Source organism: Nonomuraea sp. B12E4 (assembly GCF_039871825.1).
Lineage (GTDB): Bacteria > Actinomycetota > Actinomycetes > Streptosporangiales > Streptosporangiaceae > Nonomuraea.
This window is the reverse complement of sequence record NZ_JBDPME010000039.1, coordinates 1-11,945: the sequence shown is the minus strand read 5'-3', so window position 1 is coordinate 11,945 and position 11,945 is coordinate 1. Positions and strand designations below refer to the sequence as shown.

Genomic DNA, 11,945 nt, shown 5'->3' with positions numbered 1-11,945 from the left:
AGGTCTGTAACAGGCTTGCCGTTCGGAGCCAACCCTGTCACCTATTGCGAGTTCACCTACCCAACTCTTATATGGGATATTAGAGTCCTGGGTATGTTAAGAGAGATTCCAAAATACGAGCAGATCGCGAACGACCTACGGCAGCGCATCACGTCTGGTGAGCTGTCGCCCGGAGCGCGATTGCCGTCCATCAGCGACCTCGAGCAGTCCTACGGCGTCTCCATGGGGACGGTCGAGCGTGCCCTGGCAATCCTCAGAAGCCAGAAGCTGATCCGTACGCATCAGGGCATCGGTTCGATTGTTCAAGGTGGTGAGCGGAAGGAAGAGACCGTGGTCAGCCTCTCCGGTGGGAGGCAACTCACCATCACCGCCCTCGACACGGGGACCATCCAGATCCGCATCAACCAGGCCCCCTATGTGCTGAGCAATGTCAGCCTCAAAGGTGGCAAGGACGACAGTGTGCTCATCGAGCTCTCACCCGGTAACCAGGGAAGTTCGGCGTATACCGGACGTTCATAACAATCTGCCTGGTGGCCTAGCGAAATGGCTAGGCCACCAGGCAACTCGTTCGGCCACTTGGCATCGGCCAACACCTCCAGCACCGGCGACGCGTCCGTCCCAGCGGCTGAGCAGCGGCGTCCAGCTGATCGACGCCCCTCGACACCGTCGCCTCTCGCGCGCCCGCGGCCTGGGCCGCCGCCCGGATCCCGCCATGGCTCAGCGCGCGAACCTACGCGCCGAGCCGGCGTTGCCGCTCATCCAAGATGCGGCAAGATCGCCTCAAGCTTCGCCGTCAGCATCTCCATGATCTCTGCCGACACGCTCATATCAGCCCATCGACCGCGAGGCCGGAATGCTCCGAGTTATTTCCCCGCAGGTCCTTAGCGTCATCAATACGCACACTTGTTCGAAAGTCCTGTCGTTGAGGATGACGCTTAAATCCTCGCCGCACGCAGCAAGCCGACGAGGCGCTCCCGCAGCTCAGGGTTCACTGCGTAGATCGCTGTTCCTCGCATTCCTCGTGTAAGTAGGATCTTGTATACATTACGCACGAGTTGATCGAATTCCCCGTCGGGAACGGTTTTCCGGCTTCTGAATGCGGGATCCTTATTCTCGCTGCGGACAGTGGTCAGATGTCCGTCGCGAACGGTCAGGTCAGGACCCAGGATGACGCCGTTCCAGTCGTACTCGAAGCCTTGGGCGGTGTAGACGCACCCGACCTGACCGAATCCGTTCGGCTCGCTGGCCCACAGCATGCTGGGTGGGTAGTCGCCGACGGCGCGGTCCTTCTTGACGTTCCACGGTCGTGCCCAGTCGCCGATGACGACGTCGTTGACGAGGGTGTCGTCGGGGCGTGGGTCGCTCCATGGCCAGCAGTAGCCGGCGGTCATGCGGGCGGTGCCGGGCTTGGTGCTCAGGAACGCCTCGAGCTCTTGTGGTGAGTCGGCGAGCCGTACCTCGAAGTCGTCGTCCCCGTCCCACTCCATCGGGCCGCCGTCGGTGAGGCCGAGCAGGCGGAGGACCCACTGCTCGTACTTGCGGCTGCCGCCGCAGCGGAACTGCTCGTCGAGCGAGACGAAGCGGACGTCGTAGCCTTTGGCGCGGGCGTACTGCTCGATGCCGGTCACGGTGCCGAGTTCGCCGGGCCGCACCACCTGGTGCTGGTCGAGGAGGAAGACCGGCACCCGCGCGGCGGACAGCAGCTCGTCGAGCTGGCTGCGTCCCGTTCGCTTGGCCGCGGGGGTGAAGCGGTTGGTGGAGGTCTCGCGGATGCGGTGCGCTTCGTCGCAGATCAGCACGTCCATGCCGTTCTGCTCGGCGTCGGTGAAGCTGTTGAAGTACTTGAAGAGGTTCTTGATGCGGGTGCTGCCGCGCCCGGGGTAGCGGCGCATGGTCTGGGTGAAGGACTGCGAGCCGGTGGCGTGCAGCGCCGATCGGCCCTGCCTGAACAGCTCGCCGAGGAGCGACAGCGCGATGACGCTCTTGCCGCTGCCGGGGCCGCCGGTGACGATGACGACCTGCTTGCAGTCGGCTCGCCGGGCTCTGTCGACGGCTCCCATGACCAGCTCGTACGCGACCTGCTGCTCGTCCAGCAACGTGAACTGCTCGCGCTCGCGAATCTCCTTGGAGGCATAGGCCATGAGCTGCTTGCTGGGCGCGACGGCACTGGACAGGAGCCGGTCTGCGGCGTCGGCGCCGGGCTTGTCGGACAGCCGCTCGCTCAGGTAGCGGAGGAACTCGCCGCGCCGCTGCTTGGTGAACAGGCGGCTGCGCTGGTCGCGGACCTGCTCCGACAGGCCGTCGATGTCCAGGTCCATCGCGTTGTGCAGGTACGCGGCTCCGTACACGACGTGCGGCTTGCCGTTGAGCACGCCGAGGAAGTCGCACATGTACTCGCAGTACCGGCGCACCTGCTCAGCCGGATGGAGTGTTTCGCCGCCGCCCATGCCGTCCACGATGACCAGGTGCTCGCCTGACTCGGACGGCTCGGCGCGGCTCCACTGCTTGAGCTCGACCACGACGTAGGAGTCCTCGCCGGTGCGCGGATGCACGCCGGCGAGCACCACGTCGGCCCGCCGGCTGGTCAGCGGGAGCTTGTACTCCACGAGCATCTCGACCCTGCGCAGTCCGGCGTCGGCCAGGTCGCGAGCGAGCACGGGCAGGCTGCGCTGCCAAGACCTGACCTCAGACGGAGAGGAACGGCGCCCTGTTGCTGCCCGCACGTGGTCGGCGATGGCTTCTTCCAGAGCGGACCCGTCTGGAGAAGCAAGAAGGTTGTCTACAGACAGCCGCAGAGCCGTCACAGATCGTCCCCCAGGCGGCACGATGGATGGGTGTGATGCGGGTCTATCGGCTACGGCTAGAGCCGTAGGACCGCGAAAGCCCAGCGGGCCACATCACATGGTCGTTCAGAGAGTAGCGGGATAAGTGACACGTGGACACATTCACCGCCTGGCGGAATCGCGATCGGTAGAACTCGTACGGGCTTCAGCCCTCCTTGGCGCATGCCTGTGGGATGACGTACATCCCAAATGTCCCTTCAGCGAGGCGCTATCACGCTAATTAGATGCAGGCGGTCTTGGAAATCCAGCCGAGGCGCATGAAGGGGTCGAGAAGAAGCCCCGGCACGCCGGCTCGAGCAAGATCGTGATTTTCATCCGCTGCAGCCAGCCGATGGCGGCACCATCGGCGGACAGGCTCGTAGGGTTGAGGTCCCTGAAGGTCCTCGTCCGTCTGATGGGATTGTCGGTGATCCCCGCTACAGTACGAGGTCGCACCACCCTTCGTCCCCATCCACGCCTGCCGGCACCGTGCCGGTCGTCGTTGCGAAGGAGCGCTTACATGGCGTTGCAGTGCCTCTACCGGGGGAGTGCCAGCGACCTTGCCGCCGCTATCGCGGGCGGCGGCTTCGCCGAGCGTTTGGCCGACCGCTTCAACGAGGTCTTCTGGGAGATGCCGGACCCTCGCGAGGTCGAGTCCTGGGCGAACAGCATCCCCACGGTCGTCGGGCTGCTCGTCGACGCGGGGCTCGGCGACGTCCAGGTGCTGCTCGAGCTCAAGGCGCCCATCACGGACATACGCATGGACATGGTCCTGGTCGGCTCCTACCCGGAGATAGACCTCATGTCGGTCGTGGTGGTCGAGAACAAACAGTGGCGCTGGATCCAACCCGACGGTGAGATGGTGCGGCTCAGCAAGAACGGAGTCCCGCACCTGCACCCGGCCAATCAGACGTGGGGCTACCTGCAGGTATTGCGTGGCTTTGTCCCCATGCTGGAGGACGAGAAGATCTGCGGCATCGTCAACCTGCATAACGCACCCGCGCATCTTGTGCGCGCCGCGCGGCCGGTGGCGCGGAAGCAGGAAAACACGCAAGAGCCGGAGAACCGGGTGCCGCGCTGGGTGGCGATGTACGGCGAGGGGGAGCATAGGCAGGAGTTTCGGGACACGCTGCTGCGGCGGCTGTCCGGGAAGCACGCTGCTGAGCATGCCGACACCCTTTTGCAGGCGCCGGTCCGGCTCGCCGAGGGCCTGATGACCCGGGTCGCCGCGTGCGTGCGCGGACGCCAGGTCTTCCCCCTTCTGGACGAGCAGCGCGAGGCCTACGACTACGTCCGGCACTTGGTGGCAAAGAGCAAGCAGAGCGGTGGCAAGGAGATCGTCGCCATCGTCGGTGGCCCTGGAACCGGCAAGAGCGTGATCGCCCTCGAGCTGCTGGGCACGCTCTGCCGGCAGAAAGTGCACGCCGTGCACGCCACCGGCAGCCGGTCCTTCACTCGCACCTTGTGGAAGTACGCGGGCCTGCCCAGCAAGGAACGCGGTGCCTTCACCTACTTCAACACCTTCACCGACGCCACTCCCGATGACATCGAGGTGCTGATCGCGGACGAGGCACACCGCATCCGCGAGACCTCGCGCGACCGCACGGACGAGAACGACATGCGTGAGCCGCCACCTCAGATCGACGAGCTGATTCACGCCGCACGTGTACCGGTCTTCCTGCTCGATGATCATCAGATCGTGCGCCGTGGTGAAGTCGGCTCGCTCGACCTCATCCGCGCCAAGGCAAGGGAACTGGGGTACGGCTTGCGTGAGATCACCCTGCGGCACCAGTTCCGCAGTGGTGGCTCTCCAGAGTACGTCGACTGGGTGGATCGGCTCCTCATGCTCGCGCCGCCGCAAGGCCGGCCCGTCTGGCGGCCACTGGACGACTTCAGCCTGTACGTCGCCCCCACTCCGCTGGCGATGGAGCACTACCTGAAGGCGCGAGCGGCGGAGGAGCACAAGGTCCGCATCGCCGCGGGCTTCTGCTGGAAGTGGAACAAGCCGAATGACGACGGCACCTTGCCGGACGACGTGACTATCGACGAGTGGCGGCGGCCATGGAACTCCAAGGCGGAGGAGTACCTGGGCGACATTCCGCCGTCGCCGCTCTGGGCCACAGACCCGGCTGGAGTCAACCAGGTCGGCTGCGTCTACAGCGCACAAGGCTTCGAGTACGACTACGCCGGCGTCATCATCGGCAAGGACCTGGTGTGGCGAAACGGGTGGCAGACGGAGCGCCGCCACAACAAAGACCGTGACCAAATCAATGCTGACGACTTCTCCACCGTGGTCCGCAACACGTACCGCGTGCTGGCAACCCGCGGCATGCGTGGAGCCGTCCTGTACGCCCATGATGAGGCCACCAATCAGTTGCTGATCGACCTGGGAGTCCCGCTCCTCGACCAGCACGGTGTGCCGGTCACGTCCACGTAGCAAGCGAAGAACGACCCCTCAGCTCACCCCTCAGCCAGGAGCACGATGAGAGCCCGCTATCTATTGGCCGCCTCCGCAGCTCACCTCCACCAGCGCCTCATCGAGGATCAAGAGGGTCTGGTAGGTGAACTGGTCGCACGGGCGGCGCAGGTCTACAACACCACCGTCGGCACCTCCGAGAAGGAGACGTGGCGCAGCAGTGTCCGCCACGTCATCAACCTGCTCGTGGAGGCGAATCTGGGCGACGTCATGGTCATCCTGGAGATGAACAACCTGTCTAGCGACGGCCGCATCGACATGGTGCTGGTGGGATCTCAGCCCGGCACACGCGACCTTTCGGTCATCCTGGTGGAGAACAAACGGTGGTCGTGGGCGCGTATGAGCCACGAGCCCGGAGAAGTGATCCATCCGGGCAGTCCGGCGGGCGATCTGCACCCCGTCAAGCAGGTCTGGTCGTACGGCGAATCAATGCTGCAGCACATGTCGCACCTACACTCGGCTCGCATGCACTACGTGGTCAACCTGCACGTTGCCAAGCGCGAAGACGTGATAGGCATCCTGCCACCAGCCGCGCCGCTGCCCGCCGAATGCGGCGGGAGCGTGCACATTTTCGCCAAGGACGAGCGCGACAAGTTCGCTACGTTCCTCACCGGCGCCATCTCGAGTGATCACGCCGTGGAGCATCTACGCGACATCGACGAGGCGCGGGTTCGTCCCAACGAAGACCTGATGCGCGCGGTCGACCAGGCAGTGCGCGAACGCCCCATCTTCGTCCTGCTGGACCAGCAGCACCTGGCCGTCGAACGCGTGATCCGAGCCGTACGGCGGGCAGGCTCGGCCAGCAACAAAGAGGTCTTTATCATCAAAGGCGGCCCGGGTACGGGCAAAAGCGTGCTCGCCCTGGAGCTTCTGGGTCGGCTGAACCGCCTCGGTTTTGCCGCCAAACACGCATCAGGGAGCTCCGCCTTCGCGGGCGCGTTGCGTGAGCACCTCAGCGGTCCTCGCAAAAAGGCCGAGAAAGTGTTCACCTACTTCAACCAGCACGGCTGGCGAACCGAGAACGACCTCGACGCCCTGGTCATCGATGAGGGGCACCGGCTTCGCCCGACATCGAGCAACCACCGGACCAGAGCGGCAGACCGGACGGGCGTACCGCAGGCGTGTGAGTTGATCAATGCGGCTCGTGTCCCGGTCTTTCTCCTCGACCCCTACCAGGTGATCCGTGCTGATGAGGTCGGCACGGTGGAGACGATTCGCCAGGCTGCCGACGATTGCGGCGTCGCGCCCGATAATGTCCATGAGATCGTCTTGGACAGCCAGTTCCGGCACAGCCGCTGCCCGGAATACGTCGACTGGGTTGAGCATCTGTTCGGTTATCACGGTGGTGCTCCTGGTCCATGGACTCCCCGCGATGAATATGACGTCTTCCTCGCTGCTTCCCCACAGGAGATGGAAAAATATCTCCGACTGCGGATGGCGCAGGACGCGACGGCCCGAATCGTTGCCGGCTTCTGGTGGCCGTGGGCCAAGGCCACCGATCGTAAGGGGGACCTGGAGCTGGACATCCGCATCGGGGAGTGGTGTCGGGCATGGAACGCGCGCAAGAAGTACGTGCGCAAGCGGATCCCCGGTCCCGAAACATGGGCTACCGATCCGGCCGGTTTTGAGCAAGTAGGTTGCATTTACACAGCCCAGAGCTTCGAGTGGGACTACGTCGGTCTGATCATGGGCGAGGACTACGTCTGGCGCGACAGTCAATGGGTCGCGGTCAAGAACAAGGACTACGCGATGCGCGGTGTTCAAGGCGAGCGGCTGCACGAAGTGTTGCGCAACACCTACCGAACTCTCGCAACCCGTGGGGCGCGCGGAGCCGTCCTGTTCTCGGCTGACGAGCAGACACAGCTCATGCTCACCAACGCCGGCATCCCGCTCCTGGCGGACGAACTCGATCGACTCAGCTTCAGCGCAGTCGGGCGCGATGCGTTCGCAGAGCCGCATGTGCAGTTCCACCTGCCGAAACCGACCTCCGACCAACTGTTTTGAGAAGGGCACAAATTTGAACTCGGTTCACCGCCCCTATCCGTGCCTGCCTCCTGGTTGGGTCGCAACGACGATTGGTGAGATTGCCGAGACATGTCTGGGAAAGAAGTCTGACTACGGGAACGTAGGTGACAGATGCGCGATACCTTCCGTAGGGCGGGAGAATGTTCGATGGGGACGGATTGAGATAGACGACATTGCGACTATAGAAATTCCGTTAGAAGAACGCGAACTCTTTCGTCTCGAGCCGAATGATCTGCTGATCTGCAAGATCGGCGACATTGGCCGCTGTGCGATCTGGCCAAACTCCACGGGCTACATGACTCACAGAGATGATCTGCATCGAGTCCGACCATACGATGGTATAGATGTCAGATACCTTCGCTACTTTATGGAGCACATGAGCCTCTCAGGAGAGCTTGAGGTTCACGCCACTGGCAGTCGCGTCAGGTATCTGTCGCAAAAACAGCTGCGGGGCCTCCGTCTGCACCTGCCACCGTACCCCGAGCAACGCCGCATCGCTGCAGCTCTTGAGGATCACGTGGCCCACCTAGATGCTGGGGACGCGGCAATGGCGCGTGTTTCGGAGCGAGTGGAGCTGCTGACGAAGCGGATTCTGTTGGAGGCGGTGCCGATGCCGACGCCATCGCATTGGGATTCGGTGACAGTTGCTGAGGCTGGACGGGTCGACGTCGGACGAGCGCGACACCCAAGCCGGCATAATGGTCCTCATATGCGCCCCTACCTGCGGGTGGCTAACGTATATGAAGATCGCATCGACACTTCTGATCTCATGGAGATGAATATCCCGCCGCAGGACTTCGAGCGTTACCGTCTCGAAGAGAAAGACATCCTTCTCAATGAGGGGCAGAGCCCAGAGTATCTTGGCCGCCCCGCGATGTACCGGGGTATTCCTGCGGATGTGGCTTTCACCAACAGCCTCCTACGGTTTCGCGCCAAGCCTGGAGTCCTACCGGAGTGGGCGCTCCTGGTGTTCCGCCGGCATCTGCATGCGGGGCGCTTTCGGTGCGAGGCGCGTGGGACAACAACACTCACCCATCTGACTGCAACCCGCCTGAACAGAGTTGATTTCCCTCGTCCGCCACTTGCTGAACAGGAACTTATCGTCGCCGATGTCAGGAAGAAACTCGACGTCATTCAACGTCTTGCGCCCACGATCACCACTGCAAAGAAGCGGGCAGCAGAACTGCGGGGATCGCTAATGGCCGACGCGTTTGCAGGCCGCTTGGTGAGCCAAGACTCGGCAGATGAGCCCATCTCCGTCGTGTTAGAGCGGATCCGAGCCGAACGGGCGATGCGCCATCGCGTTAGTCGGACACTGCAGAGCAGAAACAGGCAGACATATCAGGAAGAGGCACTGTTTTGAGCAGTTCAACGGCACCTGAGCTGACCGAGAAACTGTGGGAGTCCTACGGCAGACTGCGAAATGAGGGTGTGTCTGCACGCGAGTACCTGGACCAAGTCGCACCTTTGATGGTTCTCAAGCGTGGGCACGAGCTGGCTAAAGATCGGCCTGATCTGACGCTGCAGCTGTTGAGCGATGCCTGGCAAGCGCTGCTGGCAAAGGATGGCCAGACGCTAGAAGATGCCTACGACCATATCCTCCAAACATTCGCTTCGCGGGAGGATCTTCTTGGGGACATTTTCCATAGTACGTCTAACCCGATTCGAGACCCGGACAAGCTCAAACAGTTGATCGTCGAGGTGGATGCCTTGGATTCAGGGCAGAGCGGCACCACGGGGCCATCAGAGAGAGTCTTCAAGAGGCTGCTCGCCTTAGCTGCGGACGACGATCGGTCCGGCCTTGGACAGTACTACACTCCGCGCGCAGTGGTTCGCGCAATGGTCGACTGTGCCCAACCTGGCCCGACGGATATAATTTACGACCCCGCCTGTGGAACGGGTAACCTTCTGTTGGCCGCACGGGACCATGTCCTGCGACACCATCGCAATGACATGACGGCCGAGCAGCGCGCGCAGTTGGATGGCAGCCGAATCTTCGGGACGGAGTTGGTTGCGGAGGCGTCTAGCCTGGCCAAGATGAATATGATTGTGCACGGGATGGACACCGGAAATGCTGTGCGGCTGATCGAGGATCGGGATGCGACACTGCAGGCCCCACTCCTAACCCCGAGCATCATCTTGGCGAATCCACCTTTCGGGCGCAGGCTGCGCACGAATTCAATCCCGAGATCCCCAGTTTATACCCGGAATGGGGAGCTCAATTTTCTGCAGCACATCGCGTCAACGCTCGGCGTACCTGGCAGGGCCGCCGTCGTCGTGTCGGATACTTTTTTGTTTGCAGGAGGCGCAGCGCATAAAGTCCGTCGACAGTTGCTCGCAGATTTTGATGTGCATACGCTACTGCGATTGCCGTCTGGCGTCTTCTACTCGACTGCAGTAAAGGCCAATGTTCTTTTCTTCGACAAGAAGGAGGTTCAACCTGAAGTGCCGCAGACATCTGTGCTGTGGGTGTATGACTTCCGTGCGGACAAGCATTTCAGCGATGTGAGGAGGAAGCTTGTCCCCGAAGACTTGGATGACTTCGTCATGTGCTACCGACCGGGCGAATCTCGCGCCGGTCGCGTCGAGGCCGAACGCTTCAAGCCTTTCTCATGTGAGGAACTAATGGATCGTGATCAAGTGAACCTCGACATCACGTGGTTGAAGGCTTCGGGCCGGAGAGACGGTGACAGCGCCCCTGCCTCAAGTGTGATCGCCCGGGAAATCGTTGAAGACCTCACCGTTGCTCTTGATGAATTTTCTGTCGTTGCGGATCTACTTGAGCAGAGCAGGATTCGTTCGTCTAGGGAATGAACGCCTTGGACAGAGGTTCGCTAAGGGCCGCGGCTAATTAGATGGGTGTAGTACCCTAGGCCGCAGTTACCTCCTCCAACCACAGCCGCAGCGTGAAGCCGCCTCGCTTCATCCGCTTGTGATGCGCGGCAGCCTGGACCTCTTCGTCAGAGAATCCGAGCGTTGCTGTCAGGGCTGCCAGAACCTCGTGGATGTCGGCCAGTTCTCCCAGCCGATCATCGGACTCCGCTTGGCGGAGCTCCTCGGTTTCCTCAACGAGCTTGGCTGTCAAGGCAGGGACCAGCTCGGACTCCGCGAGGACGCGCACTTTGGCTGTACGACCACCGGCTTCGATGATCTCTGGGATTCGATCACGGACCAGTTTGCCGTAAACGATCGTCTGTCCCTGACCCAAAACTGTCGCCTCCTTGGCCGATACTGCTCGCATGGACTACCGCCGCGGTGTGGTCACCGGTGAAAGCGTATGGCGTGCCATCGTGTTGTACGGCGCAAACTCGGCCACCTACAAGTTCGCCTTCGGCGCGACCCTGCTGGAGGTCGCTGCCACCGGCCGTAACCACGTCACGCTCGAAGAACTGGCACCGCGGTACGCGGAACGCCTGTGTGAGGCCCTTCAGCGCCAGCCGCGGCAGGGGACCTCGGCCCGCAGCAGATTCCTGGACGCTTGCCGCGCCTTCAACGCTGGCGAGCTTGATCGCGACACGTTGCACCGCCGCACGGTCCAGCTTGGCTTCAGCAACGTCGTCGACGCCTTCCCCAAGCTAGGCGGTGATCAAGCACCAGTGAACTATTACGAGGATCAGCGCAAGAACTCTGCCACTCCCGGTCTGATGCTGCGCGACGAATTGCTTGAGCTCGCCGGATCGGTGCATGCCCCGGACCTGGATGCGGAAACGGCTGCGCGCTGGCGGCTGGTGGAGACGGCGTGGGCCACGGGCATCTCCGATGGGGTCCTGAGCCCGTCGCTTGTCTACGATCCTGATAAACAGGCTCTCGTGCTCCAGTCCAAGCAACGTCGACGAAGCGTGACCGGGGTGGTCGCCGCTCTCAACGGATATCAGGATGGCCGCTGCGCCTACTGCAATGAGCTCATGGCGCGGAGCACAAGCAGCGGACCCATCGTTGAGCACGTCCTGCCCTGGAAGCTGCTCACCCGTCTGTGGCGAGGCCCCGACGTCGATGCCATCTGGAACCTCGTCCTGGCCTGCTGGTCATGCAACAACGCCAAAGGAGGGCGAGCTCCGCACGAGACGTGGATGCCGTGGCTCGAACAGCGCAACAACGATCTCATCGAATCACGTCACCCGCTACGCGAAGTGCTTATGGCCCAGACCGGTGCGACCACGACCGAGCGGCACCGCACCCTCAAGCTCGCGTACCGAAGGGCGACAGAACTGCTCCCGGCGGTCTGGACGCCACCTGTAGCTGGCCACCTCGCCAGAACCTGACTGGGGCGCACGTCATGACTCGGCCGTCAGATTTCGGGTTCCTGGCCGAGGTACTAGGGATCCCCTGTCATCCGATGGCAAGGCCCGACGAAGGAGGGTCGCGGCAGCCGATCGCCCAAGCAACTTATGGCGACCGGCCGAAGTCTGCGATCGTCACGGCCGTTACAAAGAAGAGCACATGTTTTCGCGTGACCGTATGACTAATTTCTTCGAAACAAGTCGCCGCTTAGGCGATTGAAGTTTTCTCAGCAGGCAAACCGGGTGATAGCGATCGGATGACCATGGATGTGGAGGTGTCGTCGATCGCCTGACAAGAGCATGGAGCCCTCGATAGAAGCGGATGTGCGACCATCCGTGCTC

8 protein-coding genes and 1 pseudogene are annotated in these 11,945 nt (G+C 62.4%); 6 read left to right on the top strand and 3 right to left on the bottom strand.

Annotation, left to right across the window (positions count from 1 at the left end; genetic code table 11):
- The first annotated feature begins 93 nt into the window (after positions 1 to 93).
- Entirely contained in the window at positions 94 to 519 is a 426-nt protein-coding gene (locus tag ABGB18_RS44620) for a winged helix-turn-helix domain-containing protein (RefSeq protein ID WP_347701772.1), read from the top strand.
- Positions 520 to 628: 109 nt separating this feature from the next.
- On the opposite strand, the pseudogene ABGB18_RS44615 reads toward ABGB18_RS44620, so the two are convergent.
- Positions 629 to 800 (bottom strand): annotated as a pseudogene (locus tag ABGB18_RS44615) (ISAzo13 family transposase); the annotation flags it as partial.
- Between the two features lie 135 nt (positions 801 to 935).
- The gene (locus ABGB18_RS44610; protein ID WP_347701771.1) at positions 936 to 2,657 is read right to left on the bottom strand and encodes a DNA/RNA helicase domain-containing protein; all 1,722 of its coding nucleotides are present in this window, start codon (positions 2,655 to 2,657) and stop codon (positions 936 to 938) included.
- Positions 2,658 to 3,342: 685 nt separating this feature from the next.
- Here ABGB18_RS44610 and ABGB18_RS44605 point away from each other — a divergent pair.
- The 4 genes from ABGB18_RS44605 to ABGB18_RS44590 all read left to right on the top strand — a co-directional run bounded on the left by ABGB18_RS44605 (position 3,343) and on the right by ABGB18_RS44590 (position 10,137).
- Positions 3,343 to 5,259 carry a DUF2075 domain-containing protein gene (locus tag ABGB18_RS44605; protein WP_347701770.1) on the top strand — a complete coding sequence of 639 codons (1,917 nt, stop codon included), beginning with the start codon at positions 3,343 to 3,345 and terminating at the stop codon, positions 5,257 to 5,259.
- A 45-nt stretch (positions 5,260 to 5,304) separates the two neighbouring features.
- Positions 5,305 to 7,302 carry a DUF2075 domain-containing protein gene (locus tag ABGB18_RS44600; RefSeq protein WP_347701769.1) on the top strand — a complete coding sequence of 666 codons (1,998 nt, stop codon included), beginning with the start codon at positions 5,305 to 5,307 and terminating at the stop codon, positions 7,300 to 7,302.
- Positions 7,303 to 8,032: 730 nt separating this feature from the next.
- On the top strand, positions 8,033 to 8,686 hold the full coding sequence (locus ABGB18_RS44595) for a hypothetical protein (protein WP_347701768.1): 654 nt from the start codon (positions 8,033 to 8,035) through the stop codon (positions 8,684 to 8,686).
- Positions 8,687 to 8,754: 68 nt separating this feature from the next.
- Entirely contained in the window at positions 8,755 to 10,137 is a 1,383-nt protein-coding gene (locus tag ABGB18_RS44590) for an N-6 DNA methylase (RefSeq protein ID WP_347701767.1), read from the top strand.
- A 55-nt stretch (positions 10,138 to 10,192) separates the two neighbouring features.
- Here the strand turns inward: ABGB18_RS44590 and ABGB18_RS44585 are convergent, their stop codons facing one another.
- Positions 10,193 to 10,531: a nucleoside triphosphate pyrophosphohydrolase gene (locus ABGB18_RS44585; protein WP_347701766.1), complete on the bottom strand. Its 339-nt coding sequence runs from the start codon at positions 10,529 to 10,531 to the stop codon at positions 10,193 to 10,195.
- 31 nt (positions 10,532 to 10,562) lie between these two features.
- Here ABGB18_RS44585 and ABGB18_RS44580 point away from each other — a divergent pair, with 31 nt between their 5' ends.
- A complete protein-coding gene (locus ABGB18_RS44580) occupies positions 10,563 to 11,585 on the top strand; it encodes an HNH endonuclease signature motif containing protein (protein WP_347701765.1) in 1,023 nt (340 codons plus the stop codon).
- Positions 11,586 to 11,945: the final 360 nt, after the last annotated feature.

Bases quoted from the DNA above. Each gene is read 5' to 3' on its own strand.
- ABGB18_RS44600 (WP_347701769.1), top strand. From the start codon at position 5,305: ATGAGAGCCCGCTATCTATTGGCCGCCTCCGCAGCTCACCTCCACCAG.
- ABGB18_RS44595 (WP_347701768.1), top strand. From the start codon at position 8,033: ATGCGCCCCTACCTGCGGGTGGCTAACGTATATGAAGATCGCATCGAC.
- ABGB18_RS44605 (WP_347701770.1), top strand. From the start codon at position 3,343: ATGGCGTTGCAGTGCCTCTACCGGGGGAGTGCCAGCGACCTTGCCGCC.
- ABGB18_RS44620 (WP_347701772.1), top strand. From the start codon at position 94: ATGTTAAGAGAGATTCCAAAATACGAGCAGATCGCGAACGACCTACGG.
- ABGB18_RS44580 (WP_347701765.1), top strand. From the start codon at position 10,563: ATGGACTACCGCCGCGGTGTGGTCACCGGTGAAAGCGTATGGCGTGCC.